Origin of the sequence: Mesorhizobium sp. M1334 (assembly GCF_040317995.1) — a bacterium.
GTDB lineage: Bacteria > Pseudomonadota > Alphaproteobacteria > Rhizobiales > Rhizobiaceae > Mesorhizobium.
Window position 1 is genome coordinate 80,353 of the sequence record NZ_JAMYLM010000016.1, and the last position, 26,661, is coordinate 107,013.

A 26,661-nucleotide genomic window follows, 5' to 3' on the forward strand; every position below is an offset into this window, starting at 1 on the left:
GGCCGGAAGACAGAGTTCCGCGCCATCAGATCATGGAACTGATCGACGTTCCCCAAACGAGATTGCAAGCTGAGGCGCTTCCGGACACGTGGCCGGCGCGCAAGCAGCTCTATCCTGATGTTGTCACCCGGTTGGAGACCACGACCGGGCCGGACCGCCAGATCGATTTCGATATTGCCTTTGTTCTTGGTTGGGTGCCTGAGCGACCGACGCTGGATCGGGTTGAGCCGCTTTCGGAAGATGGCGACCGTATCCCCTTCTTCACCAGCGATCTCGCCCAGGTTGGGGAAATGGCTCGCAAGGCGCTTAAGGACTGGACGATTGAGATTGACCTGGATCCCTATGATGCCCACGTTTTCGACCCTGCCGCCGCCGATGACGGTGAATTGCGCATGGCGGCGTGGCGCGATTTCGATGGTTCCTTGCTGATGGAGAAGCCGCCCGCAAATCCTGCAATCGCACTGACCCTAGCAATGATGCGCGGCCAGTCGATGCATTTCGAAGAGTGCTGAACGGGATAACACGGGTTGCCATCGTCTATCTATCTGCTCGGCCCCCTTCGGGTCGCACGGCCAGATGGCCGAATTGCTGACGAGGCCACACCGCATCTGAGGAGAGAGACCATGTCAGAAAAACCACCTTATATGCCGACGGGCATTGGAATGGGCATGATGAGCGACGACGAGACCAAGGTCGGCGTTCTGATATTCGAAACGGCGGAAGGTAATTCGACTTCGCCGTTAATCTCCAGGCGGTCGATGTCCTCACCAAGGTAATCAATAAGATCGAGATGCATCTCCGCTCCGGCAGGACGCACTGAGTGTCCGACGATGTGTCAGATCAGAAAAAGCCGAAGCTGATCGTTGTCGTGGCGTTCGACCGCGGCGAGGATGGCGAACTGTTCACAGCATACGGCCAGACCGACCAGCAGAGCGAGGACCGCGCGATCCGTACAGCAAAGGCGCTGGCTTCAAACCACGTCGGTGTCATAGCATGGAGTCGCGACGCCAACGCGGCGCTTGGCGACTATGGACCGCCGACAGTGCTGTTCACCAACGGCGACGTGCCGGACATGGAGTGAAGAATGATAAATCCGCCCAGGCACCTGGACGACCATGATTACGCAGACCGCGCGCTAGACTGTCAGGAGGCCATGGAGCCCGGCTTTCAGGCAGTCATTGAGAGCATGTTGGAGGTAGGCTGGACCCGGGGTGAGACACTGCGGGCGCTAAAGCGACTCATTGCAGCCGACAACATGACGCAGAAAGAGAATGCCAAGACTGAAGTCGAACTCGCTATTGCGCGTGCCATGGTACGCGCCGGAAAGCCGCTCTAGGCGGTCAACTCCGAAGCGATTGCTTCGGTAACTGGTGACACTGACGGAGACGGTTGCTGACAGGACGATACGGTCGGCGCCGGCGACTACCGGCGCTCAACGGAAAAACGGCGTATAAACCGCAGTTCTGCGCGCGTCCGCAACAGCGGATATTGTCGCGCGTAGGACGGAGGAAATTCGCCCCCGTCGCGGGCGGTGAACAGGACAGCCGTAGGAGCGTCAGCATGGCGCCGGCCGCAGGACGGGACGCGGGACCGACTGTCCCCGCCCACGGCGGTCCGTATGCTATGCAAGATAGCCAACTGCTCGTCGCTGGCTAAGCGACAATGGCGAATGCAATCCCAAAACGAAGATCAGCGGTCGATGCGCCTGAGCGAAGCCTCGTTCGCGAGCGGTGGGCAAGCATTCTGACGTCAACCGTTCCGATTTGCACGCCATTGCCGCCGTTTTCCGAACCCTACGTGGGGGACATCTTCCTAACAGCGATGTGCATTCGTAAGAAAAGGTCGCATTCCAAATTGGCGCGGCGCGGGATGTCTGGCTTGGTGGATCCGCGGACGAACGGTGTGACCAGCGTAACCGACTCGCCAGACTTCACCCCACTGCCGGTTGTACTTTTCGGGTTGACGGCTGTGAAGGCTGACGCGATTTCTTATCCTCCACGTGGTCTCTCTCGCGAGGAAGCAGCGCGCTACGTTGGCGTTGGACCGACGCTATTTGACGAGATGGTCGGCGATGGCCGCATGCCGAAGCCTAAGCTCGTCAACAGTCGCACGATCTGGGATCGTGTCACCCTCGATATCTCCTTTTCGTCTTTGCCTGACAAAGAGAGTGGTCTCCGGGTGCTTTTGGAACGAAGCGGAAAAAGTGCTAGGCGTAAATGATTACGCAGATTGCGTATACGCTGTCGACGTAGTATGATTTCCATGTGAGCAAACGGGTTGACGTCAATGATAAAGACGAGCTCTCGCGAGATGTGAAAGCTTGGCGGGCAAGAGAAGGATTCACGGCAGAAAGCGCAGCGAAATTGTTGGGCATCCCGAAGCGCACATACGAGGGCATAGAGCAAGGTCGAGGTTTCCCCTACCCGTTGCTCCTTCGGATCGCTATGGAGAGCAAAAGCCCTTCGCCTCCGGCGACGATCGAGGTGCCCCGGCGCTTGGAACAGCAGAAGGCTGGAAGGAGGGCTTAATGGGCCGGCCATTCAAGGATGACAAATATCCCGGAGTCTCGTCGCGCCTAAAAAGCGGTAAGCTCGTCTATCGTTACCGCGGCAAGGGAATACCCGAAATTCGGCTTCCAGGCCGGCCAGGTGATCCAGAATTCGAGGCCGCCTATGAACGGGCAACTCAAGGCCAAGGTCAAAAGGGCGTCATCATCGACTTGCCTGGACGGGCGTTGCCGAAGACTTTCGGTCATGCTGCCCGCCGGCTTGAATCGACGATGGAATGGCTGGACTTCGACCAAGCCACCCAGCACAAGAATGCTCGGCTTATTGAACGCTTCCTTGAGATGAAGGTCGATCCCGCCTATCCGCTCACCTGGCGCGACACGCCGGTCGAGCATCTCGATGCCGACCGTCTGCGTGCGATTATCGAAGGCGTGTTTGGCACCAGACGGACAGTCGCAAAGCATCTGCTGGTAGCGATCAAAAAGCTCCTTTGGGTGGCGATTGACGTTGAGAAGTGGATCAAGCCGCAGGACGATCCTTCGCTGTCAATTCGCGTTCGCATTCCCAAATCGACGGCCAATCCTGGGTGGCCGATGGCCATTCGTGAAAAGTTCGAGTCGCGCCATGCAGTCGGCTCGGCGGCGCGCACCTGCTACGCCCTCGGCTTCTGGCTCGGGAATAGACGCGGCGACATCGCCGCACTGGAATGGGAAGATCTGGTCAGCGAGGAAATCGAACTGTTCGATGGCTCGCTGGTTTTGATCGAGGCCTTCGAGTTTCGGCAGAAAAAGAACCGAAACCGCCACGGCGGCAGGGAAGTGTTTATCCCCATCGTGGACAAGCTGGCGCAGGCTCTGGAGCCGCTAGACCGTTCGAAAGGTGGACCGGTATTGAGGAACGCCTATGGGCGTCCGTTTGCGGAAAAAAGCCTCACCGGCATGATGGCGCACTGGAACAGGCAGGCCGGCATTCCGGAGGGCTACACCCTGCATGGGCTCCGGCGTACCTTCGGCACGTATCTCGCCGAATGCAACATCCAGGCACGCGCCATTATGGAAGCCATGGGACATTCCTCGATGACGGTGACGGACGCGTACGTACGGGAGGCGAACAAGAAGCGGATGGCCGTCGATATCGCCCGCGCGATCAACGAGCGGGAGGCGAAACGCGACGCCATGAAGCAACGGATGCCGCTGCGCGTCATCAAATGAATGGTTTCAATCGGACCGGTGCAGGGCGGCTTATCGGCCGCCCTTTTTTGTTGGGCCCATAATGGGCCCAAAACGTTTTGGGCCGAGGCCACTTTTTCGAAATGAAATCAAACATTTTGGTGGGCCCGGAGGGTATTCAGAAAGCCATAAAAATCAATTGGTAAGAGATCAGTGGGACTTCAGAGCATTCAAATCTTTTCCAATATTTTTCAATGTTGTTGTCCCACTCAGAAGTGCCTCAGTCCACCAAGCCGACGCACTGAACGCCTCACTCGGAAGGGAGGTTTGCGCAAGGTGAAAGGAAGATCGCGTCGGTGTGCAGCCTTCCTGAGAAAGGTCGCGGTAGAGCCAACTGCTGACGCTCAGCGCGAAGACATCAATGTCCTGTTATGGGGCCGTCAGAGGACCGGCCGCTTCTCGCGCCCAGAAAGCGATAGCAGACATGCAATAGGTGGTACAAAAGTCTCTAGCGTGACCCTTTCGAGACATTTGCGTGCGGCATTTGCGTCTCGAAAGCGGTTCTTCAGTGCTACCAGCACCAACGACCGTCTGCGGTCGTTCAGAACACGGGTTACCGTCTCTAAACCGGATATTGGACCGGGCAGCCGCCGGAAATTGATCGAATGGAGGTGATCGCCTGTCAGGAGGCGTTCAAAAACGACCTACGACCGCGATCTTCATCGCGGCCGTTTTCATGGTGTCATTCCCGGCTATGCTGACAAGTTCTTTATGATCGGCAGCTTGCGGATCGTCTTGCCCGTCGCCGCCCGTAGCGCGTTGGCGACGGCCGGGCCGATCGGCGGCACACCGGGCTCGCCAACGCCCGTGGGCGGCTCGTCGGACGGCATAATGTGCACCTCGACGCGCGGCATCTGCTCGATCCTGAGCGGCGTATAGGTGTCGTAGTTCTCTTGGTCTATGACACCGCCCGTCAGGGTCAGCTCCTCCTGGAGGATCGCGCCTAGCCCGAAGCCGATACCGCCCTCCATCTGAGCGCGGATCTGGTCAGGATTTATCGCGGTGCCGCAATCTACCGCGCAGACGACGCGGTCGACTTTGAAATCATTTGCATCGTTGAAGGTGATCTCCACCACCTCGGCGACATAGGTCGAGAGGCTTTCATGCAGGGCCACGCCGCGGAAACGGCCTTCCGGCAGAGGCTTGTCCCAGCCTGCCTTCTCAGCAGCCAATTTCAGCACGCCGGCATGCCGTGGATGGTGACCGAGCATCGACAAGCGGAAATCGACCGGATCACGGTTCGCAGCGGCGGCGAGCTCATCAATCAGGGTTTCCATTGCGTAAGCGGTGTGGGTGGAGCCTACCGAACGCCACCACAGCACTGGGATGTTCACGTCCGTCGTGGTCAGCTCGACCTTCAGGTTCGGGATCGCATAGGGCAGGTTGGTGGCGCCCTCCACGGAGGTCGGATCGATGCCGTTCTCGATCATCGCCGCAAAGGGCGAACCGCCCGCGATCGATTGGCCCACGATGTGGTCATGGAGAGCGACGACATTGCCTTCCTTGTCGAGCCCCGCCTTGACTGCGTGCACATAGACCGGCCGGTACCGCCCACCCCGCATGTCGTTCTCGCGGGTCCACTGCACCTTCACTGGCTTGCCGGGTCCCAGTGCACGCGCTGTGGAAACAGCTTCGATAATGAGATCTGCGTCCGAGACCGCTCGGCGGCCGAAGCTGCCGCCGGTCTTCATCACGTGCAGCCTCACCTTGTCCGGCGTGGTGCCGCCTACTTGAGCGGCAGCCGCCTGATAAAGATCGGGCATCTGGTGTCCGCCCCAGACGTCGATGGTGCCGTCTTCGTTGATTCGGGCGGCCGCGTTGAGTGGCTCGATCGAAGCATGGACAAGATAGGGGAATTCGTAGTGCCCTTGGATGACTTTCTCAGCACTGGCCAACGCTGCGGGAGTGTTACCGTCGTCGCGCGCGGTGGCCGCGCCCGGATCGTCTGCTGCCTTAGTGTATTCGGCCATGATCTCGGCCGTGCCGCGCCTTTCGGCCTTCTCTTCGTTCCAGGTCACCTCCACGAGATCGCGGCCCTTGAGCGCCGTCCACATGTCCCTGCCGACCACGGCAATGCCGCGCGGCGTCTGGACGACATCGACAATGCCGTCGAGTGCCTTGGCCTTGGAGGCGTCGAAGCTCTCGATCTCAGCGCCGAACTTCGGCGGATGGATCATAACGGCCGTATTGAGTCCATCTATCTTGAGGTCGATCGTGTAGGTCTGCGCGCCATTGGTCTTGCCGGCGGAATCGTAGCGCTTGAGGCTGTCCGATCCGATCTGGGCCCACTTGTCGCGCGGCTTTAGCGGCACGTCGTCGGGAACCGGCATTCCCGCTGCGGCTTTAGCCAGGTCACCGAAGCGCGCCTGCATCCCTGAGGCGTGCGACACGACCCCGGAAGCGACTGTGATCTCGCCGGCTGGCACGTCCCACCGCTGCGCCGCGGCCGCCACCAGCATGGCCCGTGCGGCAGCACCCGCCTTGCGGTAGCGCTCCCACGACGAGCTCATCGACGTGGAGCCACCGGTTCCCTGCGCGGCCCCGCCCCAGGCGAGATTGCCGTAGAGCGCGGTATTGCCATATCCGCCGACCACGTGGACCTGCGCCCAGGCGCCGTCGAGCTCTTCCATAACCAGGGTGGCGATGCCGAAATAGGAGCCTTGTCCCATCTCGAACTGCGACGAGTGGATGACGATTCGGTTCTCCGGTGTGATCTCGACATAGGTCTGGAAGGGGTTCGCCTGGACCGCTGCAGGCGTCGTTTGTGCGTTGGCGGGCGCGGCCATCATTAGCCGGTAGCCCACGGCGAAGCCCGCGGTGGTGACGGCCGTGCCGAGGAGGAACTGGCGCCGCGTGGGCCCCACGGCATTATGCTTCGGGAGAAACTGCAACATGCCTCAAGTCTCCAGCCGGTTGGCGGTCTCGTGGATGGCCGCGCGGATGCGATGATAGGTGGCGCAGCGGCAGAGATTGCCGCTCATCGCCGAATCAATATCATCGTCCGTCGGCTTCGGCGTCTCTGTCAGGAGGGCCACGGCCGACATGATCTGGCCAGACTGGCAATAGCCGCATTGAGGTACGTCGAACTCGGCCCACACGGCCTGGACCGTTTCGCCGATCTTGCCCGACACGCCCTCAATGGTGGTGATCGAGGCTCCTTCGATGTCGCCGACTGCGGTCTGGCACGAGCGCGTCGGCATGCCGTTAACGTGAACCGTGCAAGCGCCGCACTGGGCAAGGCCGCAACCGAATTTCGTTCCTGTGAGTCCGATGCCGTCACGGATCGCCCAGAGCAGCGGCATCTCTGGATCGACGTCGAGTGTTCGCGCCTCGCCATTGAGGGTAAAAGCGACCATGGTTTGCTCTCCTTGTCCTGAGCTGGCTATCTCGTTGCGCCTCCGCCCGGCTAGGAACCGGATTCTTATTGCTGAGGCATAGCGACCACAGACTAGGATCGCGCAGCTCGAGCAACAAGCCGCTAGCTGGCAATCGCGAGATCGTGAAGTGGCTCGTGTCGAAAGGCTGGAGGCAACTGAATGTCATTTTTGGGCCGACCGGCCGGTCAGTTTCCGGCTCGATGACCTGGTTGGCAGTCATTCCGCTTCTAAGCCGAAACCCCAGACATGAACTGTAGCAGCATCATAAAAGACGACATCAAGCGGCGATTTTTCGTTGCGCTGCACCGCTAGCTCGTTCGCGTGGTTCATGATCCGCTGGTTATCCGCGGATGCTGGTTCACCATAGGTGCCAGAAACTTGCCACGCGCTATGCGGTTAAGGATGTGGTCGTCATTCGTAGCGAGCGAATGGCCGAAAATGAAGAAGCAATGGCTGGCGGTCTTCCCATTCGCGGTGAACTGCTTGAAGCCTTGGTACAGGTAGGCATTGTGACGGATCTTCGCCTTCTTCTGGGCGCTGGTGGGCTGATGAAGGGCGGCTTAGGGTCATGATTCCCGCTGCAATGACCGATGAGTCACAGACGCTGCATTTCGCGCTAGACCGCAACTGCGGTATTCTCGATCATACGCTCAGCCATCCTATTCGCACCTCGTTGCCGCCGTTCGCCGCACCTATCGATCGGAGGCCTTCCAGCCTCGCGATAGCCGCGCTATGTGGCTGCACACAACCTGACGACGAACAGGAGCAAGATTGGACATAGAAGCCAGCACAAGATCGCCCTCCCCCTGTCCTTGCTCGTTTTCATGCGAAAACAATCGAACTGAGTGCTGCGGGGATAGCGAGGTCGATTTGGCCCACTTCAGAGCGAAGTCGGCCATAAGCCATTGATATAATTTTGGTGGGCCCTGAGGGTGCTTGGAAAGTCAGAAATATCAAAGGCTATTCGACAGTGGGACTGTGTTGCGTTACTATGCTCTCCGGTCTTTTCCGGTTGATTTGTCCCACCCCTGATGCCGATTGCGGTCATTCGCCGCTGCCTTGGTCAATTCCCGATTCCACAAGCATCCGGTCCTAAGTGGGCAGACGGGCTTCCTAGTGGTAATTAGTCAGCGACACGTTGACCGTTCTCGTCACGCGGGTGAAATCTACGTTCGACCATATACGTCGTCGAAGCGAACGATATCATCCTCGCCGAGATAATCGCCGCTCTGCACTTCAATGATCACCAGGTCAATTCTGCCTGGGTTCTCCAGCCGATGCTTATGGCCGCAGGGGATGTAGGCTGATTCGTTTGTCGCCAGGAACAACTCCTGCTCGCCATTGACGATTTTCGCGGAGCCGCTGACCACGACCCAGTGCTCCGAACGATGATAGTGCATCTGCAGGCTCAGCCGCCGACCGGGCTTCACCTCGATGCGTTTGATCTTGAAGCGCTCGCCTTCCTCAAGAACCGTGTAGGTACCCCACGGCCGGTGTACCGTGCTATGGACCAGGTGAGCTTCATGTCCTGAAGCCTTGAGGCCCTCGAACAGCTTCTTGACGTCCTGAACGCGGTCGCGGGATGCGACAAGCAAAGCGTCCGGGGAATCGACGATCACCAGATCGCTGACGCCGACCGTGCCGATGACGCGCTTGTCGGAGCTCACATAGCTGCCGGTCGTGTCGACCATATGCACATCGCCGCGTATCCTGTTCCCGCTTTCGTCGGGGGCGATCAAATCGGCCATTGCGTTCCAGGATCCGATGTCGTTCCAATCCATGTCGCAGGCAACCACGGCAAGTTTGTTCGTCTTCTCCATGACAGCGTAGTCGAGCGAGATTCGCGGGGCGGAGCCGAAATGCTCAGGCGCGAGTTCGATCTTGGCAAAGCCTTCGCCTTGACTGAAGCGGCCGTTCTCGTAGCTGTCGGAGACGGCCTGGATCACCGCGGGGCAATGCGATGCCATCTCGTCGAGCATGGTTTGTGCGCTAAAGCAGAAAATGCCGGCGTTCCAAAAGAAGCGCTTGGACGCGACATAGGCTTTGGCTGTGTCCAGATCCGGTTTTTCAACGAAACGGACGACTTTCTCACCATCCGCTTCGATATAGCCGAATGCCGTGTCCGGTCTGGTTGGGGTGATGCCCAATGTGGCGATCCGCCCGAGCTTCGCATGTTCGATGGCCCGGCACATGACGTCTAAAAATGCAGGCAGGTTGCCAACCATGTGATCGGCTGGGAAGACGCATAGAATCGCGTCAGGGCCTTGCGTCGCCTTGGCATGGATGGCGGCTGCCGCAACGGCTGCGGCCGTATCCCGGCCTTCAGGCTCGAGCAGAAAGGTGCGTGGCAGGACCACGGACTCTAGTTCGTCGAAGTCGTCCTTGGTAAGGAAGAGGTGTTCCCCAGATGTCACGGCGACGAGTTCCACTACGCCCTTTATCGAACCGGCGCGCAACACAGTGTGCTGCATCAGTGAATGCCCGTCTGCCACTTTGAGGAAAGGTTTAGGGTGCGATTGCCTTGAGGCGGGCCATAGCCGCGATCCGGCTCCGCCGCTGATGATGACGGGAACCACTTTCATATAACAACCTCGATTTCGTCTCTGGAGTGATTGCCCGCGCCCTTTCGAGCGTTAGCGTCACGATCGCCGTCGCTCTGGCTTGGTCTGCGGCCTCCGAGTAACAGCGAAGTTCTGGCGCGTTGCCGAACGGCCTCAGATGACGACGCTATCGGTATCGTACGACGCTTCCATGGCCTCGATGAGAAATGGACATTCAACTATGTCTGTTGGTTGCATCCGCCGAATTGTGCAGGTGACGGGTCTTAACTGAGACCAGAGATTCTTTGGCTGTCTTCTATCAAAATCAAACGACTTGGCTCCTTCAGATCGAACTCAATTACGCGTGGTACGAAAAGGCGTGCATATCGTGTAAAGGCGCTCGTCGGAGGAAACCGAATTACAGTATCGCAGCGCCCGAGAAGATACATCTCAACGAGGGCGGAAATTGCGCCGTCCATCCCAAGTGCTGCAGTGTGTAAGGGGCCGTCTTGATCGGATCGGAAATGCTTGGGGACGGTGAGAAGATCGGGAAACCTGGCCGACAGGTGATCCAGGATTTGCGCGCTGTCCGTGCACAAGAACAGCCGCACAGGCTTGGGGTGCGGTAACGCTTTAGCCTTATCAACCGCAGTGCACACTTGTCGAACGGCGAACTCCGGATCGGCCCAGTAGGGCGCATGGTCCATGATGTCTTCACCGTTACCATGTCGAACATGAACCCCGATGATGCTGTGCCCCTCAAAACATTCTTGGTAAATGGCATTTATGCGTGTTTGAATTTCAGACCGAGGCTTGACACTCTGGAAGACCTGCCGCTCGGCATCCTCATCGCAGCGCCACATCAAGCAAGCGTCACACACTACTGTGTTCGCTTCGACATCGTGTTCGGCCTGAAAGAGCTCGCCCAACTCGTCGCGCTCTTGGAAAATCTGCTCATCTGGGCGGTAAAGGCAGTCGATCGCTGGCCTATTCCACCACTCCGGGAAGAATGGACCCGGGAAGGAAAAGTCGTTGATCCGGTCGTCGCAAATAGCCGGTACGCCAGCGATGTCATTGATCGGTTCGAAGAACACCGGAAAGGCATTTGTGAAGGGTTGGTCGAGATAGCAGGACCCGCGCCAGTCGACGGCTAGCGTTCGTCCCGACCGCTGAGCGTAGCGCCAAGCGGCCGCCAGCGACCATAGACAATCACCGAACCCCGTACGCCTCTGAGAGACGACGAACCTGCGCTTTACCAATCCACTGACCTGCATTTTCGGAAATTTCGTTTCAGAGACGAGGTTGCATCTGGCTTGGGATCTCTTAATCGATACTAGTCGACCGTTACGCCGGGCGATTTGGTAGAGGCTGCGCGTGGGGCAGAAGAGCTCCCTCTGCACTGCCTATCCTTATCTCTGTGACGCTCGCAAATCTTGACGCCGGGTACTCCCGCTTCCGGTTAAATTCAGCGTTCTCTAATGCGCCGGGCGACATCTGTAAAATTGATTGCGTGGATGTGGCCCATCCATGTGTTGGATACTAAGGCATTCCTTGACGATGGGCCTCTGCTGACGCGAGGCCGCGCTTTGCTAAGCGAAACAGCCGTTCGAGGCAGTCCACAAAGTCCCTTTTTCAAGTCCAATTCTTAACTGCCTCAACGTAACATGTCATTTGCGGGCGTTTCCTGAAGGACGGATGTGCAGGACCCGCCAGCCGTCGAATGTCAGGCGCAGGCCATCCACGTCATTTATGGCCATCATGGCGTCCGGTCCCATCGAAAGATGCGACACAGCGCCCTCTGACGCTTTCAAGTGCGCCAACATGGCGCAACTCGTGTCGACCGGATAGCTTTCGATCCGGCCGGACTGAGCGACTGGCACGCGATGCTGTGCGACGACGGCCGAGAGAGGAATTTTGGCGTCTGCAGCCATGTGGAGGATCGTTCCGACGGTTCTGCGGGTTCTCGGTGTCGGAGCCGACACCTGTGCGAACCCGCTCTCGTCCGTTTTCGACAGGCCCTTGAGGTTCATGACCCTGTTGTTCGCCCAGATCACCCGCCAGTTCAGCGATCCAGGTGAAGATCGGCACGCCTGTCGATGCGGCGATCATCGCCTCGGCCAGCGAAGATGATGAAGAGGGCCATTGGGTCAAGTACAAGCGCCGACCAGCGTTTCATTGCTTCAAAGCCCATTTCGGTGCCTACGCCGATACGGCCCTTGTCGAGGAGATCGCCGTCACGGCGCCCACACCGAGGACGGCAACGCCGTTCCTGATGTTCTGCCCGACAATCCCGGCGAAGTGTTTGCCGACAGCGCCTACCGAGGCAATCATCTCGGCGACGCGGTGCGCGCCAAGGGTGGAAGGCCGCGCATCGTCGCAACCGCTGTGGGGGCGCGACGAGGCCGAAAGCTCGACGCCTGGAACCAACCGATCCACAGAATTTGTACTCGGATCGAGAAGATCTTCGGCACCTGTAGCCGGATGCGATGGCGAGGGCTGGCAAAGGCGGCCGTTCAAATTCGCCGCACTGCGATCGCCTACAGTATGAAACACAGTTTGATGGTCGCCTCGTCCCCCCATCGTTGAAGCCCAGCTACCGTTTTCGGGCTAGCGCGCCCGAAATTCCTTGGAGGTCAATACGTAATGCCCTACCCGGCTTTTCGCCGCCGTCTCAAATGTGCGGTTCGCCCAAAGCCCCCGACTGCCACGAACTTTGTCTTCGCGCGGAGCGAAACCTCGCGCCCACGACTTTGTGCCGCCGATGTGCCGCGCTGCCCTGTCAAACAATCCATTTTATGGATGCACCTCATCCAAACAATCGATTTCACTGATCAAAACAATTTCCATTAGAAGACGCTGAAGCAGGCAATGATTAAGATTACTTGGTTAGCGCAAGAGAGCGGTAAGGTGGAGTTGTCGGCTTGGACCCACATGCCCGCCATTTTATCTGGGAATGGCTACGTGCCCTGTTGGCGCAGGGCAAGACGATTCTACTGGCCACCCACTTCGTGGAAGAAGCGGAGCGGCTATGCAACCGACCTGCGTGCTTGAGAACGGACGTGCGTCCTCACTCGCTGATTGATGAGCAAATCGGGTGCGACGTGATTGAAATCTATGTCGCTCACCCCGTGAGCTGAGTTCGGCACTCAGGCCGCATGTGCGACTTAGGCAGGTTAGCGGCGAGACTCTGTTTTGCTATGCCTCCAAGCAGGAGCAGGTGTGCTCGCTGGCTGACACTGTCAATGACGAGCTCCGCGCCGCATCTGTCGAAATCCTACCATAGGGTATGGGGCGGGCCGCAGTTTGCTGGCGGTGTGGCGAGCCGGAGTCGAAACTTCAACTATAATAGAGCAGGAAGAAAATGGGCGAGAACAGGAAAGTTTCTCTGGTTACGGGCATAACGGGACAGGATGGTGCCTATCTTACCCGTCTTCTGCTGGAAAAAGGCTACGTCGTTCATGGGATTAAGCGACGTTCCTCTTCCTTCAACACGGGTCGCATCGAAGACATCTACCAAGACCCGCACGATCCCGATCCGCGCCTAATTTTGCATTACGGTGACCTCACTGATGCGACTAATCTCATCCGAGTAGTTCAGGAATCCCAGCCAGACGAGATTTACAACTTGGCCGCTCAGAGCCATGTCCAGGTGTCGTTCGAAACGCCGGAATACACAGCAAACGCCGACGGTATCGGAACATTGCGACTTCTTGAGGCGATCCGCCTCCTCGGTCTGAAGGACAAGACCCGCTTCTATCAGGCCTCGACTTCAGAGCTCTACGGCCTCGTGCAATCCGTACCGCAGAACGAAACAACGCCCTTTTATCCGCGCAGCCCTTACGCCGCCGCCAAGCTCTACGCCTACTGGATCGTGGTCAACTATCGCGAGGCCTATGGTATCCATGCTTCCAACGGCATTCTCTTCAATCATGAAAGCCCACTGCGCGGCGAAACTTTTGTGACGCGCAAGATCACCCGCGCCGCCGCTGCTATCTGCCTCGGCAAGCAGGACAAGCTTTATCTCGGCAATCTGGATGCTCAACGCGATTGGGGCCATGCGCGTGAGTACGTGCGTGGTATGTGGATGATGATGCAGCAGGATCAACCGGATGATTACGTGCTGGCGACGGGCAAGACGACCCCTGTCCGCCAATTCGTCGAATGGGTTTTCGAAGATGTCGGCGTCGCGCTCGAATGGCGTGGTGAGGGAGTCGACGAAAAGGGCTATGATGTCGAGACCGGCAGATGCCTAGTCCAGGTAGACCCACGCTACTTCCGCCCCACGGAAGTCGATCTTCTCCTGGGCGATGCCACCAAGGCGAAGGAGAAGCTCGGCTGGGTGCATGAGACATCCGTGCGCGAGCTCGCCGCGGAAATGGTGCGGGAAGACCTCAAGGTCATGCAGACATCGGTAATCATGAAGGAAGCATAATGTACGATCTGAAGGGAAAAGCCGTGTGGGTCGCGGGCCACAAGCATGGTGGGCAGCGCTGTTGTAGGCCGCATCGCGTCTGAAGACTGCAAAGTTATGGCCGCCCTGACGTTTCCCCCAATTCTATCCAGTCGTGAGTTCGTTTCCGGGGGTGGATTTGCCCTGATGGCCGGTGGACGCGACGGGTGCTGGCGCGGAGCGTTTCACGTTGCGCAGCGCGAGCGACCGTCGCGGGTTGAAGGTCGATGCACATTCGTTGGGTGTCTGCCATCCGATGTGCGAGTGCGGACGCGCGCCGTTGTAATCGGCGCGCCATACATTGAGCCTCGCGCGGGCCTGGGCCAGGGACGTGAACCGCGTCTCGTTGAGGAGTTCATCGCGAAGGGGGCCGTTGAAGCTCTCGCGTTAGGGTCCTAGCCAACCTCCGACTGTGAACTCGCGGAAGCGATTTACGGCAAGCGCACACAGCAGCTCGTCCACGGCGTTCGTACATGAAGTTTGGAAACTTATAATACTGGTACACACCTCCATGGGGGAACATTATCTCCAATATCTCAGCGATTACCGGATAGCTATCTGCCTTCACCTACCTCGGCCTAGTGCAGAATCTTGGCCGAATGAACTCGGCGCTCTTGCTGCACACCAATGGTCCGTCCCGCGCGAAGTGCGATCATACCGCCGCAGCTTACCTTCAATCCGGCACTGGCGAGGATCTAGATCCAAGCCGACGGCGCCGGGCATCAAATAAAAAGCCGCCGACCGAAGCCAGCGGGCTTGATTGGGATGGCCCGCGCGGACGGTCAAGGCTGCGCCGGCCGACCATGGCGGAGGGACCACCTCGGTCAACGGCACGGCCCGATGACGGCGTGCCGATGTACCACAACATACGGCGAGATAGAGCCTTCCGGCGTCGCGGAAAAAAAGCCTGCCGGTTTTGAGCCAGCGGGCAAGTTCTGGAGTGGCTGAGATCAACCCAGCATCAGTCAACGACCGGCGGAAGGGTTGGTTGCAGTGGATGCCAGCTAGCCGCAGCATGCTGTGAATCGTAGCAAAGTGAAAAACAAAACTCTGGACTTCTAGGTCGGACTCGCCCCAATATTTGTTTGGGGGATTCACATGAAAATTGGAGCACTCATCGCAAGTGCAGCCCTGTGCGTCAGCGGCTGCTCTACGACCGCTGTCGTGTCGGACAGCGATCTCACGGCAATGAATACCGTTGCGCTATGTCACGTTCTCGCCAGCAGCACGGACAAACAGTATCGTAGCAGGGTAGCGGCCCTTCTAGTGCGCAGGGGCGCAACAGCAGAGAGGTGCACCAGGCTTGTGCAAACCGACAATGCTGTCGCGACAGGCATAGCGATCGCGGCTGTCGGCGGCGCAGCTGTGGGTGTCGCTGCCAACAACGGCTATGGAGGCGGAACATATTACCGGCCACCGCCACCACAAACCTATGGCGTCGCGTGGGACCAATTCTATGGCCAGAACTACAGCGTTATCTGGCGCTGCCGCGACCGGTCCACCGGGCGGTTCGTTGACGATTACTATTGCGCCGGCCTGCCCATGGTCGACAGCGCATGGCCGGGCTGGTCGGCGTAGCGGATGAGCAGGCCATACCGCAAATATCGATCCAATCGGTGGCAGAGACCCACCGGTGCCAAGCTGTGGCGGCGCCAACTTGCGAGCGTGCCGGCAATGCTCGGTCTTACGGCAGCGGCGGCGGTGGCCGCCTTCCTGGCGCCGTCGGGCGCGCAACGTAGCGACGATGCATCAAAGGCCAGCCCACAAAGGGCGGCGCCCGCCTCGCTTACCGGTGTCGCTTCCGTCATTGACGGCGATACGATCGAAATCCACGGCCAGCGCGTCCGCTTCAACGGCATCGACGCGCCAGAGGGCCGGCAGCTGTGCCGCGATGCGAATGGCGCCGAGTATCCTTGCGGCCGGCGATCGGCCGAAGCGCTGGACACTTTCCTGGCCGCGTCGAGGCCGCTCGAATGCACATTCGTGACGTGGGACCGCTACCACCGCTTTGTCGGCGATTGTCGGCGCGCCGACGGCGCGGGCGTGGCCGCCTGGATGGTCAAGCACGGCCAGGCGCTGGATTGGCCTCACTACAGCCAGGGCGCCTATGGGGGGCAGCAGGCGCAAGCCCAAGCCTCAAAGATCGGCCTGTGGGCCGGGACGTTTCAGGCACCCTGGGAATGGCGCGCTGCGCACGCCGACGGCGCGGCGCCGTCGAGTCGCCCGCTGGGCATCATCAGCCGTAAGCTGGTCGCGCAGAGCGGCTATTCTTGCGAGCCGCGGAGAACGTGCAAGCAGATCGGTTCCTGCGACGAAGCCAACTGGTACCTGCAAAACTGCTCATGGGGCGGAAAACTCGATCGCGACAAGGATGGGATCGCATGCGAAACACTCTGCTAGCTGAAATGTAACGGAGTAAGCGCGCTACGGCCTGTTCGGCTTTCCGCTTACACCGATCCAACGAAAACCATGCATGGGCGACGCGGTCTGCTAACCCCATTTTTTTGACGAGGTATTCTATATCTGAAGGGCAGAAAAAGTTATTGCGACAATAGAGAGAAGAGACGCCTTAACTAAGACTTTCAAAACCGTTAAATGTATGCTGGCAGGCGATCAAGGCGTGATGTTGCCCTGTCGGGGGGGCGAGTAAAATGCAGACTGTGATGAGTCAAAAGCTGGCAAGCTATGGCCAGTGGACCTACCGTGGTGCCTGGGCCCTAGAGATTGCGGCCGCAGCGATTGGTCTTACGACAGGTGTAGCATTAGGCGTACAAGCGTTTTCTGCAAGCGAGTCTGTCACTGCAATGGATTTGACGCTCGCCAGTGCACCCTTTCTCATGGTGGCAATCGCGGAGCTCACCAAGATACCGATAGCTACACTGCTTTTCAGCGCGTCTTGGCTCTGGAAGCCCATAATCTTGGTCTTCCTCCTGGTTCTTGCAGGCATCACTTTCGAAACTGTCTTTATGGGGATGGAGAGGGCAGGCGCATTGCGTCAGCTGCGTTATGAGGAGCTCGTAAACAAGATTGATGCCCTTGAGCAGGAAGCGACAAAGCTCGCCTCTGCTGACGAACTTGGTCGAAGAGCCGATCAGGTCGATCAAGCCCGTTCCGAAATTGAGCAGCTGACCTCTCTTGCAGAAAAATCGCGTGCGACCTCTCAGTCGCAAATTGCCGAGGCCAATGCGGAATTGGAGGGAACGACAGCCCTTACTCCAGAGGCCTCGCGTGTTCGCGATCAAGTGGATGAGAAAAATGCTGTTCGATCGGCGCTGATTCAACAGCGTGATCGCGAAGTTAAAGACGCTGTCGATCAGTTTGAGCGCCAACGCGACAGCTTTGTTGAACGTATCAAGATGGCGCGCGATTCAGGCGACAGCGACTCGGCACGCAGGCTAGAATCGGAAGTGGCTAAACTTGCCAACCCCCGCACGAAAATTATCACCAAGTTCGACACTCGGATTGAGCCGCTCGATCAAGAGATTGCTGCGCTGCGCGAAAATTTCGATCGTTTGCGGGCAAATAGCCCTCCTATGACTACTGACCAGAGGCAGAAGCTTGTCGATAGGCGTTCGTCTCTGGAGCAAACGCGCGATAGTGATGCCGCGGCTTGGCAGCGTCGATTGGATGAAGCGGGCAAACGGCTCGCAGATGCCCAGGCGGCAGAAGCCAACAAGGCAAACACCTCGGCGCAAAACCAGGTCAGACAGGACCAGATTGCCAAAGCCCTCAGCGCCTTGGCCAAGGAGCGGATCCCAATGGCGCGGACAGATCAGGTCCGCCGTATTGCCTCACGGTGGTACGGCAGCAAACCTGAACTGGTGACTGAGGCACAGGCCGGAATAATCTCTGTGATTTGGTTCGGCTCGCTCGCGCTCATCGCCGCGCTCGCGGGACCAATTACGGCAATGGTCGCTCTAGCGCTCCAGCGCATTGCCGCCCGAGAAGAGGACAATTCAGACAGCAAGACTTCCAGGCTGCTCCGCAGAATGCTTCTGAGTTGGCGGTGGCGCCGAATTCGAACGATTAAGGTACCAGTCGAAGTTATGGTCGAGAAAGAGGTTGAGAAGCGGGTTGAGGTGCCTGTGGAAAAGGTGGTCAAAGAGATCCTCTATGTTCCGCTCTTCACCGATGATCCCGAAGTCCTTCGCAAGGCCCTCGACCAGGATTTGCCGCCTGAGGTCTCAGACCTCGTGACGGTATCAATGAAGGGTCGCAAAAGTGCTCGTCCGGCATAATACCACCCTGCTTGAGCAAGCCGTCGATCTCGCCGTCAAAAGGTCAGCGATTCCAACCTTGCAGGCTCAAGCCGCGGCCCAAGAGAAGACAGCCCGAGCGACCGCCTTTCGCCGAATGGCGACTGGCGGAGCCATTGCAGTGGCGGCGGTCGGGATTGGGCTGGGCATCAATCTTGGTCTATGGGACAAATCGGAGCCGGCGGCTTTGCCGACCATAGAGCAGCCAAGCGATCTCACCTCCCCAAAAGATGAGCCGCCTATTCCTGTTCCAACTCCAAAGCCAACTCAGGAGCAGGCGCCCCAGGCTGACGTCCCTACCAAGCCTGACGTGGTGACCGTCGACTTCAACAAGTTCGCCACCAAGAACGTCGAGTTCCAAGGCACCACTTGGGAGTTAATCACAGGTCACCACTTCAAGGATGAGAACGACCAAACCTGGGACCGAGCGTGGTGTTACTCTCGGCGGAGTGTGAACGGCGTAGACGTAAATGTATCATTGGCAGCTCGTTCTGCACCGACAGCGCCACCAGCCGGGCCTGGCGCTGCTGCTCAGACGCTTCAGTTGGTCGGCCTTAATGATTCATCCGCCGTCGATCTTGCAACAAGATGCGCGTGGCTGGATGGTCGCACATTTGCGTCTTCAGACATCATTCCTGACTCGTCACGAGAGCAGGCCGCAACTGTCCCCGCAGAAACTCCTGCGACAGAGGTCGATCCAGATAGTGGATTTGTTGTCGTGTCCGGGTGGGACGCGATCGGAAACGACCTGCCGGATATGCCAATTAGGAACGTGAGTTCTGAGCAGTGTCAAACCGCCTGCGACACCGACTTCAGGTGTCTAGCGGTTACTTATAACACAAAATTTCGAGCTTGTTTCATGAAAGGGGACGCATCGCTACTGGTCAAAAGCGAAGAGTCGATCATGGCCGCAAAAAAAGTGGTCGAGAGCAATTTGCGCTACTCGAATTTGGTGTTCGCCACAAAAACGGAAATTTCTGGCAACGCCTATTGGACCTCTCCGCTCCGATATCCAGACTGCATACTGCAATGTGCAAACGACAAATCCTGCTTAGGGTTCAATTTCCGCAAAAAAGAAAGTGCGTGTGTCCTTTTCAACAGCATAACCCAATCCGCTGATAACGCAGCGGTCGCATCTGGCATCAAGAGCGTCGCCAACTAAAGTTGAAGCGAAGAACCTATCCTCAAGGAGCGATTGAAACCAAGCCGCTTGTCAAAGAAAGTGGCTAGCAAAATTCCACGATAACCTTTGGGTTAGCGGCAGGAATGTTCTTCGACGAAGCTCCAGCAGAATGCAAAGTGGAGCCAACTGAGGCATCTCAGAGAAAGAATTGTCGTCGGCGCATTGCGGGACCGTCTGACTGAATGTCAAAATGGGGCCGTGACCCGACGGACCGCTTTTTCTCTCGAAAGAAAGATATCGGCCGCTCGATTGGGAGCGCAAAAAGTCTGGGAATGATCCTGCCCGGACGCTGAAAAGGTCTGCATATTGGGCGATCGATCCGCTGGCCTAGCAAACTCAGGTCTCCACCTATCGCCGCTTCCTGCCGCCCGGCCAGGGCAGATTGCCGTCAAGCTCACGCAGGCCGTAGGTCTGTTCCTCCCATTGCTTGCGCTCGAGACGCGCGGGCGGGGCGTCGTCCTCTTCGTACCACAGCAGCGTCATGGTCTGATCCCATTGACCAACATGCAAGACGTCTTCGAATAGGCCGCCATCGCGGTCCCAGTCTTCGAACCACTCATCGGCCTCCGCTTCTTCAGGCCCTGATGGCTTCTCGCCCGCTCGTGCTCGTGCGCTGTAGGAACCCTCGGGCAGGAGCGCCCCGGGCCTGACCCAGCCCTTTGCCTGACGTAGACTTGCCGAGCGGGCGCTGTAGCGAACCTTGCCGCCTTCGGAGACGACGAACGCGCAGAGATTTTTCGAGAAGGTTGCGAAACGCGAGCCGGCGGCAAGAAGCGAGGCATCGAAATCATCGGCCAGCGTGCCGACGGCCGCCATGCCCATTTCCGACATGTCAACCTGCGGCTTGAAGAGCTTGTATGGTAGGAGTAGCTCGGCGGCGAAAATGTCGCAGAAAATCTCGCCTTGGGGCCGCTTGCTGAGACTCCAGCTTGGCTGGCTATGATCGGGGGCGATGTCTAAAACCGCGTGGGCAACCTCGTGGCAGACGGTAAACCTCTGACGCCTGTTGTTCTGATTGCAGTTCACGCAGATCTTGTATTTGCCCTTGGGCGTCTTGAACGACCAGCCATCTTCGCCGTCGTTCAAGGCTTCCTTTTTGATCGTGCCGTCGATTGCTGCCGCATAGATATCGACTGAGACCGGCTGCGCAAGCGGCCCGCATTTGCTGATAAACGCCCGTGCAGATGAAACGACTGACAACTCATCCATCATCGTCTTCCATCATCATGCGCCTGATGCGCGCGAGCGAGGTCGCGTAATCCGCGCGCGTGCCGCGATTCACAACGGTGGAAAGCATCTGCAGCTCCTCGGCGCTGATACTCTGATCCTGACGGACAAATTCCAAGATATTCGGATTAACGTTCTCCTGGCGCGCGAGGTGGCGCAGAACTTCGCGATCGCGCTTTGAGGCTGACAGCGCAGTCGCTAGCTTGTCCAAAACGTCTTCGGATGGGGCTTCCTTTACGCCCGTTTCAAGCCGGTGAATGTAGGCGTGATCGACCTCGCTGCGCTGGCCGAGATCCCTTAGGCTCAGCTTTCTTTCTTCCCTTAGGCCTTTCAACCACACACCCAGTGCTGTTTCCGGCATTCGCCCTCCTTGACAAATTTTTTTCAATCGCTATTTGTTGTCTGTGTGGACAACAGGCTCTGATCTGATGTGAATTAGACCAGGGCTTTTTTCGAACCCCTTCTGTTGTCTGGCCGGACACCAAAATGCCACCGGTCGGGGCGAAACGCAAGCGCCGCCAGAGGCGGGAAAGGATATAAGTCATGCTGGACATTGCTGCGTCGCACATCGTGCGCATCCACATCAATCGAGTGGCGATCAATTCGCCCAACCCAACGACCGGTGAAGCGCTCTATGCGCTGGCCGACATTAAGCAGCACGAGAGGCTCTACCGCGAGGTCGCGGGCGACGAGGAAGATGAGCGCATTCCGCGCGATGACACGCCGATCCATCTGACGCAGGATCAGCATTTCTACAGCCAGAAGGTCTTCGACATTCTGGTTAATGGCGATGACCACGAGATCGACACCAAACAGATCACTTACGCCCGCGTGGTCGATCTCTATCTCGGGCAGGGCGGAAAGCCCTCGAACGAATATCTCGTCAAATACTCCCACGGTCCGGTCGAGAACCCGAGCGGCACGCTCGCACCGGGTCAGAAGGTGAAGGTGAAGGATGGAATGCGCTTTCGAGTTGCCGGAACTGGTGAATCATAACCCCTTCCTTCGTGATCTGGACGAGACGGGATACCTGATCGACTTCGTGGGCGGTTATTTCGTTATATACGGTCTGCCCTACCTCGACAGCGAGGCCGGCTTGCAGCACGGCGATTGGGCCTGCCCACTTGGTCTGACCGGCCCGGTCATCGGCCCCCCCGCCGATCACCAAGCCTGGTGGCGCGGCAGCCGACCCCACGACCAGCAGGGACGCGAGCTCAGGCTTGGCGGCGGTCCCAATCCCGTTGAGGTGACGCCTGATCTCGTCATGAGCTGCTCCTTCTCTTACAAGTTGATGGATGAGCAGGGCGCGCTGCGCGCGTACCAGTCGTTCGAGGAAAAGGTACAGACATACATCGATACGATCACGACGCCGGCGGTCAATGCTTATCCTCAGGCTACACCCCTACGTGGGATCGCCGTCAAGGCGGCCGCGCAGGGTTCGCCGCTGCGCTTTCCCGACACCATGTCCGCGCGCTATCACCTCAATGATCTCTCAGCGCTCATGCGCGGCAAGAAGGTCGCCATCGTCGGCCTTGGCGGAACTGGCTCCTTCATTCTCGATTCAGTGGCTCGTACGCATCTTGAGCAGATTGCGCTGTTCGATGATGACAAGGTCCATCTCCACACGATCTTCAGATGGCCGGGCTTTATCCCCGGCGCCATCGGCAAGCTGAAAGTCGAGGCGCTTGCCATGCACTATGATCAATGGCATGCGGGCATTGTGCCGGTCGCCGAACGCATCACGGCCGACAATGTTATTCGCCTCCGCGAGTTCGATTTCGTCTTCGTCTCGGTTGATGAGGGGCCGGCGCGCCTGTTGATCGTGGACTGGCTGAGTGCGAACAACATTCCCTTTGTCGATTGCGGCATGGGCCTGAACCGCTCGGCCGTCGGGCTCAGCGGCTTCGTGCGCATTACGGGCACCGACCGTGCCGCCTTCGACAACAATCGGGGTACGGTGCGTCTGCCGGTCGAAAACGCGAAGGCTGACGAATATCGCAAGCAGGCGCAGATTCCCGAGCTCAATGCGCTGAATGCCAACATGGCCGTGATCCGGTTCAAGCAGCATTTCGGGTTGCTGGACCGGGAGAGTGATGCGACCTCGATAATCTTCGATACCGTAACCTTCGAAATGGACCGGGCGGGGGGAGTCTAGATGAGATTTCGCTATGAAGCGGTCGAGCGCATGCCCAAGCCTTTGGTGCCGGGCGTCGTCTATCACAGCGAGGAGTTCGAGATCGGGGCCCTGCTGTGCGCTTGCGGCTGTGGTCATCGTGTTTCGTTGCTGGTGCCCGACAGCCACCAGGTCACTGAACAAGGCGGTATGGCGACGGTGCGCCCTTCGATTGCCGTCTGCGATGCACCCTGCAATTCGCATTACTTCATTACGGTCGGCGAGGTTGAGTGGCTGCGCGCCTTCGATCCAGCCACGTCGCAAGCGGTGATGCGCAAGCAGATCGAACGCCACGCGCACGGCGACCCCGCGCGTCTGTCCTTCCTGAAGCGTGTGCTGTCTGCGCTGGGCCGTGTCTGGACCCGGTTCACTTCCTTTGGGCCGCCGCAGTAGCCCTCGTAACAGGCAGGCTGATCCCGGCCTGCCTGTTTTGTTGGTGTCAGTAGGCGACAGACAAAGCGAGCACGCCATGAGGCGCAAATGCCTCGATCTGTGGTTGATGAAGGCAAGCGCGACGGGCCGCAAGCGGCAGTTCTGGCCCTGCCAACCAATGCCCGCTTCCAACAAGAAGCCAACGTCCGGAAGTGGGCATGGTCGACTTCGAGGGCATCGCCAGCGATGTCTTCTGTGGATGGCTCCCGTATTGCAAGAGGTAATTCGTCGTTCTGGCGCATTGGTCGGGTGCAGTCTTCTGTCCGGCCTGTTCATGCAGCCGTTTGAAGCTGCTGGCCCTGATGGGGTCGGCGAACAAGGTCCCAATCTGCTTTGCAGGCTATGATGCTCCGACATCGCATGGGTTATCCCTGTTCCCGGCCTGACCGGTCTCGCCATCACATCGCGTCGCTCTTACAACCTCATGGAGCCGATTGATCGGCTCGATCTGATTTCTGCTTCAATGTCTCGTCTTCTGCGCAACTTACGCTGCAAGGTTCGGAGCATGACGCGCTTGATAGGTTTCGCCGCGCGCCATGATAGCCCACACCACGCGGGCCATCTTGTTTGCCATCGCTACGCTCGCCACGCGCGCTGGCTTCCTGGCGAGCAACGCGAGGAGGCGCGGATCCGCAGCCTCGGGCTTATGCCTTGCCCGTCGGATCAGGGAGGTCGCGCCGATCACAAGGAGCTTTCTCAGGTACCGGTCGCCCATCTTGGTGATGTGCCCGAGACGGTCCTTTCCGCCGCTCGAGTTTTGCGAAGGTGTCAGCCCGAGCCAGGCGGCAAACTCTCGACCCGAGCGGAACTGACCCGGATCGGCAACCGAGGCCGCCAACGCTGTGGCACCGATCGGGCCAATGCCAGGTATGGTCGATAGACGCCGTGCCACTTCATTCGTTCTTTGTTGGGCAAGGATCGACCGGTCGATGGTCTGGAGCCGGGCATGGGTGTCGAGCACCTGGTCGCACAGGAGATCGAGAACCTGCGTTGCCATTGCCGGCACTTCCGGCTCCACTTCCTTCGCGGCGATCTGGCGCGCCAGCCTGAGCGCCCGCTCCAAACCTTGGGGAATGTCGATGCCGAACTCGGCCAACAGGCCGCGGATCATGTTCACCAGTTGCGTGCGCTGCTTGACCAGAAGATTGCGTGTGCGGTGAAGCGAAAGGGCCGCCTGTTGCTCGGCCGACTTCATCGCCACGAAGCGCAGGGTCGGGCGTGTCACCGCTTCGCAGATCGCTTCCGCGTCCACCGCGTCATTCTTGCCGCGCTTCACATAAGGCTTCACGTAGCTCGGCGGCATCAAGCGGACCTCATGGCCGAGCTCCGTCAGTTCTCGAGCCCAGTGATGTGACGTCCCGCAGGCCTCGATTCCGATCAGGCAGCGCGGCAGCTTGGCGAAGAACGGCAGGACTTGCGACCGCCGCAGGGCCTTGCCCACGACAACGCCCCCAGACGCGTCGACGGCATGAACCTGAAAAATGCGCTTGGCCAGATCAAGGCCCACGGTAGTAATCTGCATGGCGGATGGCTCCTTTGCTCGGGTTGCCTGACAGCAAACCCACTGTGGCACTCAGATGCCTAGAGCGGGAGCCATCCACCTCATCTGCTTTTAAGAAGCTGTGAAGTGGACCTTTACGGCCGTCAAAGGCGCAGAGCCGGCATTGGTTCGGGGCAGATCAGCTCGTCTTTTGTGCCCTATGTTTCGGCTTGCCGCCGGCAAGTTGCTTGAATGCATTCGCCCGCCTAGAAAGGTGCCCCCTCGGACTCACTGGTCGCTGTGACTTATTCGGACCCTGAAATTGCCTTCCGCCGCGATTTCTCTGACTTGTCGACGACAGGGAGCCCTTCCTTTCTGGCCTTGGCAAACGCTCGATCGCTCTCCAGGAACTCCGCCAGCATGAACGGGATCAGTTCCGCTACCGATTCGGACTCGCCATAGGTCTGACGATAAAGCGCCGCATAGTCCTTCAGTGCTTGGTTCAGGTCTGCACTTACGCTTATGGTGATCTTCGAAGGTGTCCGATCCGGAAGTTTGCCGAGTTTCAGATTGGTCATGATGACTCCAGTCAATTCGGGTACGGCCGTAGCACAAGATCCTTGTGCACGATGACGCGCAGTGGCCAACCAGGGCGGACGGTGATCGTGGGCTGAATATTGAGGTTCTTCTCGGTGATGCGCTGGCCAGCTTGACTGACGTTCTGCTGAGCGGATTCGCGGATTGCTTTGACCAGGTCGCTTTCGTCTTCCCCGAGGCTCAGCTCGGTGCCGACCCCTAGCAACGTGGCCAGCGCAACGCCTTTCATCAGCTGCCAGGTGTGGAAATCCACCTTGTCCTCAAGCCCGGCATAGCCGGCGGTGTCCGTCGCCGGCAGATTGTCGATTTCGATCGAAGAGCCGTCGGGCAGCAGTATCCGTTGCCAGACCAGCAGCGCGCGCCTTTGTCCAAAGGCAACAACGCTGTCATAGGTGCCAATCAGGCGAGAGCCTTGCGGAATGAGCAAGGTGCTGCCGGTGACTGTGTCGTGCACATTCTCGGTGACCTGTGCGACGACGAGGCCGGGCAAGTCGGAATTGATGCCAGTGATCAGGCTCGCTGCGATGACGCTGCCGGCCATCAGCTGATACGGCGAAGCCGGCGTCTGCAGTGCATGCAGATTGTAGATTCCACTTGTGTTCCGCTGGCTGACAAAATCGAGCTTGCGCTGTTGATTGTTTTGGTCGCCCTCGGCCGGTGCAACGGAAGCTGAATCGCGTGCGGCATCGGATTGTGGAGCCGTTCCATCAAAGGGTGGACGCCCGCCCTGCCCGTTGCCGGCGGCATCCGCTTGCCGGGGTCGATTTTCGATCCGGAAGAAGACTTGCGATTCGCGCGCCTCGATCGCCTGCTGTGCAAGGCGCTGCTCCTCCGCCGAAACCTCCTGGCCCGGCGCGATGCCCAGCTGGCGTTGGTGCTCAAGGATGGGGCGGCCGAGGTCGCCGGGCAGCGGTGGTCCAAGCACCGGAGGCTTGGGCTTGATCCCGGAATAGTCCTTAGGCAGCCTTTCAATTGCCTCCGCGGTTGGCTTCCGCTCGGTGTTGTAAAGCTCTTCAGCCTGCTCTTTGATGCGCAGTGCCGGTCCTTGCAGCGCCATCATGGTGACGGCTAGAACGGTCCCGGAACCAACAGCAGCAATGGCGACAATAATGCCGCGCTTGAAGCGCACAGCGCGGCGAGGCGAGGCCCGCAGCTGCAGCTGTTCTGGATCGAGTTTCGGTGGAGCATCGGAGCGGGAAGTATCCGTCAT

Annotated in this window: 26 protein-coding genes and 2 pseudogenes; 14 read left to right on the forward strand and 14 right to left on the reverse strand. The window is 58.7% G+C overall.

What is annotated here, in order from left to right; all coding sequences use genetic code 11:
- Positions 1-32: 32 nt before the first annotated feature.
- Positions 33-512 carry a hypothetical protein gene (locus tag NKH17_RS23630; RefSeq protein ID WP_352651216.1) on the forward strand — a complete coding sequence of 160 codons (480 nt, stop codon included), beginning with the start codon at positions 33-35 and terminating at the stop codon, positions 510-512.
- A gap of 128 nt (positions 513-640) precedes the next feature.
- Here NKH17_RS23630 and NKH17_RS23635 read toward each other — a convergent pair whose 3' ends face one another.
- A complete protein-coding gene (locus tag NKH17_RS23635; protein WP_352651218.1) occupies positions 641-796 on the reverse strand; it encodes a hypothetical protein in 156 nt (51 codons plus the stop codon).
- A 24-nt stretch (positions 797-820) separates the two neighbouring features.
- Between NKH17_RS23635 and NKH17_RS23640 the strand changes: the two genes are divergently transcribed.
- From NKH17_RS23640 to NKH17_RS23655, 4 genes are all read left to right on the forward strand, one after another.
- Positions 821-1,081 (forward strand): hypothetical protein, encoded by a 261-nt coding sequence (locus tag NKH17_RS23640; protein WP_352900618.1) that lies wholly within the window; start codon positions 821-823, stop codon positions 1,079-1,081.
- Positions 1,082-1,968: 887 nt separating this feature from the next.
- Positions 1,969-2,220, forward strand: a complete 252-nt coding sequence (locus NKH17_RS23645) for a hypothetical protein (protein WP_352651232.1) — start codon at positions 1,969-1,971, stop codon at positions 2,218-2,220.
- A gap of 92 nt (positions 2,221-2,312) precedes the next feature.
- Complete coding sequence (locus tag NKH17_RS23650) at positions 2,313-2,528, forward strand: helix-turn-helix domain-containing protein (RefSeq protein WP_352651234.1); 216 nt, start codon at positions 2,313-2,315, stop codon at positions 2,526-2,528.
- Positions 2,528-3,718, forward strand: coding sequence for a tyrosine-type recombinase/integrase (locus tag NKH17_RS23655; protein ID WP_352509241.1), 1,191 nt, complete (start codon positions 2,528-2,530; stop codon positions 3,716-3,718). Before NKH17_RS23650 ends, NKH17_RS23655 begins: the two co-directional genes overlap by 1 nt.
- A gap of 710 nt (positions 3,719-4,428) precedes the next feature.
- On the opposite strand, the gene NKH17_RS23660 is transcribed toward NKH17_RS23655, so the two are convergent.
- The 7 genes from NKH17_RS23660 to NKH17_RS23690 form a co-directional block, all read right to left on the reverse strand.
- The gene (locus NKH17_RS23660; protein ID WP_352474459.1) at positions 4,429-6,630 is read right to left on the reverse strand and encodes a xanthine dehydrogenase family protein molybdopterin-binding subunit; all 2,202 of its coding nucleotides are present in this window, start codon (positions 6,628-6,630) and stop codon (positions 4,429-4,431) included.
- A gap of 3 nt (positions 6,631-6,633) precedes the next feature.
- Entirely contained in the window at positions 6,634-7,092 is a 459-nt protein-coding gene (locus NKH17_RS23665; RefSeq protein WP_352467057.1) for a (2Fe-2S)-binding protein, read from the reverse strand.
- 347 nt (positions 7,093-7,439) lie between these two features.
- Positions 7,440-7,631 carry a hypothetical protein gene (locus NKH17_RS23670; protein ID WP_352565414.1) on the reverse strand — a complete coding sequence of 64 codons (192 nt, stop codon included), beginning with the start codon at positions 7,629-7,631 and terminating at the stop codon, positions 7,440-7,442.
- A gap of 648 nt (positions 7,632-8,279) precedes the next feature.
- Positions 8,280-9,695 (reverse strand): mannose-1-phosphate guanylyltransferase/mannose-6-phosphate isomerase, encoded by a 1,416-nt coding sequence (locus tag NKH17_RS23675; RefSeq protein ID WP_031212902.1) that lies wholly within the window; start codon positions 9,693-9,695, stop codon positions 8,280-8,282.
- A gap of 242 nt (positions 9,696-9,937) precedes the next feature.
- Positions 9,938-10,927 carry a nodulation protein NodZ gene (locus NKH17_RS23680; protein WP_023680057.1) on the reverse strand — a complete coding sequence of 330 codons (990 nt, stop codon included), beginning with the start codon at positions 10,925-10,927 and terminating at the stop codon, positions 9,938-9,940.
- A 393-nt stretch (positions 10,928-11,320) separates the two neighbouring features.
- Complete coding sequence (locus tag NKH17_RS23685) at positions 11,321-11,683, reverse strand: hypothetical protein (protein ID WP_156937465.1); 363 nt, start codon at positions 11,681-11,683, stop codon at positions 11,321-11,323.
- Between the two features lie 169 nt (positions 11,684-11,852).
- Positions 11,853-12,089 carry a hypothetical protein gene (locus tag NKH17_RS23690; RefSeq protein WP_352914037.1) on the reverse strand — a complete coding sequence of 79 codons (237 nt, stop codon included), beginning with the start codon at positions 12,087-12,089 and terminating at the stop codon, positions 11,853-11,855.
- Between the two features lie 482 nt (positions 12,090-12,571).
- Here NKH17_RS23690 and NKH17_RS23695 point away from each other — a divergent pair.
- Positions 12,572-12,873, forward strand: a pseudogene (locus NKH17_RS23695) (nodulation factor ABC transporter ATP-binding protein NodI); the annotation flags it as partial.
- Positions 12,874-13,014: 141 nt separating this feature from the next.
- Positions 13,015-14,085, forward strand: coding sequence for a GDP-mannose 4,6-dehydratase (gene gmd / locus NKH17_RS23700; protein WP_352972451.1), 1,071 nt, complete (start codon positions 13,015-13,017; stop codon positions 14,083-14,085).
- Between the two features lie 123 nt (positions 14,086-14,208).
- Here the strand turns inward: gmd and NKH17_RS23705 are convergent.
- A pseudogene (locus NKH17_RS23705) lies at positions 14,209-14,487 on the reverse strand (integrase core domain-containing protein); the annotation flags it as partial.
- Between the two features lie 921 nt (positions 14,488-15,408).
- On the opposite strand from NKH17_RS23705, the gene NKH17_RS23710 reads away from it, so the two are divergent.
- The 4 genes from NKH17_RS23710 (at position 15,409) to NKH17_RS23725 (ending at position 19,521) form a co-directional block, all read left to right on the forward strand.
- Positions 15,409-15,681: a hypothetical protein gene (locus NKH17_RS23710; protein WP_352467052.1), complete on the forward strand. Its 273-nt coding sequence runs from the start codon at positions 15,409-15,411 to the stop codon at positions 15,679-15,681.
- A gap of 123 nt (positions 15,682-15,804) precedes the next feature.
- Positions 15,805-16,503, forward strand: a complete 699-nt coding sequence (locus NKH17_RS23715; protein ID WP_352467051.1) for a thermonuclease family protein — start codon at positions 15,805-15,807, stop codon at positions 16,501-16,503.
- A 251-nt stretch (positions 16,504-16,754) separates the two neighbouring features.
- Entirely contained in the window at positions 16,755-18,341 is a 1,587-nt protein-coding gene (locus NKH17_RS23720) for a hypothetical protein (RefSeq protein WP_352474457.1), read from the forward strand.
- Entirely contained in the window at positions 18,325-19,521 is a 1,197-nt protein-coding gene (locus tag NKH17_RS23725) for a PAN domain-containing protein (RefSeq protein WP_352972453.1), read from the forward strand. Before NKH17_RS23720 ends, NKH17_RS23725 begins: the two co-directional genes overlap by 17 nt.
- A 369-nt stretch (positions 19,522-19,890) precedes the next feature.
- On the opposite strand, the gene NKH17_RS23730 is transcribed toward NKH17_RS23725, so the two are convergent.
- Together NKH17_RS23730 and NKH17_RS23735 are read right to left on the reverse strand one after the other, a co-directional pair.
- A complete protein-coding gene (locus NKH17_RS23730; protein WP_352972455.1) occupies positions 19,891-20,628 on the reverse strand; it encodes an ImmA/IrrE family metallo-endopeptidase in 738 nt (245 codons plus the stop codon).
- Between the two features lie 115 nt (positions 20,629-20,743).
- Positions 20,744-21,130 carry a helix-turn-helix domain-containing protein gene (locus NKH17_RS23735; RefSeq protein ID WP_352467833.1) on the reverse strand — a complete coding sequence of 129 codons (387 nt, stop codon included), beginning with the start codon at positions 21,128-21,130 and terminating at the stop codon, positions 20,744-20,746.
- Positions 21,131-21,312: 182 nt separating this feature from the next.
- On the opposite strand from NKH17_RS23735, the gene NKH17_RS23740 reads away from it, so the two are divergent.
- The 3 genes from NKH17_RS23740 to NKH17_RS23750 are packed head-to-tail and all read left to right on the forward strand — an operon-like array spanning position 21,313 to position 23,335.
- Entirely contained in the window at positions 21,313-21,765 is a 453-nt protein-coding gene (locus tag NKH17_RS23740) for a multiubiquitin domain-containing protein (protein WP_352467834.1), read from the forward strand.
- Positions 21,725-22,924, forward strand: a complete 1,200-nt coding sequence (locus NKH17_RS23745) for a ThiF family adenylyltransferase (protein ID WP_352473671.1) — start codon at positions 21,725-21,727, stop codon at positions 22,922-22,924. The genes NKH17_RS23740 and NKH17_RS23745 overlap by 41 nt, the downstream gene beginning before the upstream one ends.
- A complete protein-coding gene (locus NKH17_RS23750) occupies positions 22,925-23,335 on the forward strand; it encodes a ubiquitination-like system serine protease family protein (protein ID WP_352467836.1) in 411 nt (136 codons plus the stop codon).
- Positions 23,336-23,858: 523 nt separating this feature from the next.
- On the opposite strand, the gene NKH17_RS23755 is transcribed toward NKH17_RS23750, so the two are convergent.
- From NKH17_RS23755 to NKH17_RS23765, 3 genes are all read right to left on the reverse strand, one after another.
- The gene (locus tag NKH17_RS23755) at positions 23,859-24,896 is read right to left on the reverse strand and encodes an IS110 family RNA-guided transposase (RefSeq protein WP_352972457.1); all 1,038 of its coding nucleotides are present in this window, start codon (positions 24,894-24,896) and stop codon (positions 23,859-23,861) included.
- Positions 24,897-25,159: 263 nt separating this feature from the next.
- Positions 25,160-25,432: a DUF2274 domain-containing protein gene (locus NKH17_RS23760; protein ID WP_352473672.1), complete on the reverse strand. Its 273-nt coding sequence runs from the start codon at positions 25,430-25,432 to the stop codon at positions 25,160-25,162.
- An 11-nt stretch (positions 25,433-25,443) separates the two neighbouring features.
- Complete coding sequence (locus NKH17_RS23765; protein WP_352864849.1) at positions 25,444-26,661, reverse strand: TraB/TrbI/VirB10 family type IV secretion system protein; 1,218 nt, start codon at positions 26,659-26,661, stop codon at positions 25,444-25,446.

Excerpts from the sequence above, each read along its gene's own strand:
- NKH17_RS23720 (WP_352474457.1), top strand. The coding sequence starts at position 16,755 with ATGCAGACTGTGATGAGTCAAAAGCTGGCAAGCTATGGCCAGTGGACC.
- NKH17_RS23750 (WP_352467836.1), top strand. The coding sequence starts at position 22,925 with ATGAGATTTCGCTATGAAGCGGTCGAGCGCATGCCCAAGCCTTTGGTG.
- NKH17_RS23685 (WP_156937465.1), bottom strand. The coding sequence starts at position 11,683 with ATGAACCTCAAGGGCCTGTCGAAAACGGACGAGAGCGGGTTCGCACAG.
- NKH17_RS23680 (WP_023680057.1), bottom strand. The coding sequence starts at position 10,927 with ATGCAGGTCAGTGGATTGGTAAAGCGCAGGTTCGTCGTCTCTCAGAGG.
- NKH17_RS23735 (WP_352467833.1), bottom strand. The coding sequence starts at position 21,130 with ATGCCGGAAACAGCACTGGGTGTGTGGTTGAAAGGCCTAAGGGAAGAA.
- NKH17_RS23765 (WP_352864849.1), bottom strand. The coding sequence starts at position 26,661 with ATGACGGATACTTCCCGCTCCGATGCTCCACCGAAACTCGATCCAGAA.
- NKH17_RS23655 (WP_352509241.1), top strand. The coding sequence starts at position 2,528 with ATGGGCCGGCCATTCAAGGATGACAAATATCCCGGAGTCTCGTCGCGC.
- gmd (WP_352972451.1), top strand. The coding sequence starts at position 13,015 with ATGGGCGAGAACAGGAAAGTTTCTCTGGTTACGGGCATAACGGGACAG.
- NKH17_RS23665 (WP_352467057.1), bottom strand. The coding sequence starts at position 7,092 with ATGGTCGCTTTTACCCTCAATGGCGAGGCGCGAACACTCGACGTCGAT.
- NKH17_RS23675 (WP_031212902.1), bottom strand. The coding sequence starts at position 9,695 with ATGAAAGTGGTTCCCGTCATCATCAGCGGCGGAGCCGGATCGCGGCTA.
- NKH17_RS23755 (WP_352972457.1), bottom strand. The coding sequence starts at position 24,896 with ATGCAGATTACTACCGTGGGCCTTGATCTGGCCAAGCGCATTTTTCAG.
- NKH17_RS23740 (WP_352467834.1), top strand. The coding sequence starts at position 21,313 with ATGCTGGACATTGCTGCGTCGCACATCGTGCGCATCCACATCAATCGA.
- NKH17_RS23760 (WP_352473672.1), bottom strand. The coding sequence starts at position 25,432 with ATGACCAATCTGAAACTCGGCAAACTTCCGGATCGGACACCTTCGAAG.
- NKH17_RS23635 (WP_352651218.1), bottom strand. The coding sequence starts at position 796 with ATGCATCTCGATCTTATTGATTACCTTGGTGAGGACATCGACCGCCTG.
- NKH17_RS23745 (WP_352473671.1), top strand. The coding sequence starts at position 21,725 with ATGGAATGCGCTTTCGAGTTGCCGGAACTGGTGAATCATAACCCCTTC.
- NKH17_RS23630 (WP_352651216.1), top strand. The coding sequence starts at position 33 with ATGGAACTGATCGACGTTCCCCAAACGAGATTGCAAGCTGAGGCGCTT.
- NKH17_RS23660 (WP_352474459.1), bottom strand. The coding sequence starts at position 6,630 with ATGTTGCAGTTTCTCCCGAAGCATAATGCCGTGGGGCCCACGCGGCGC.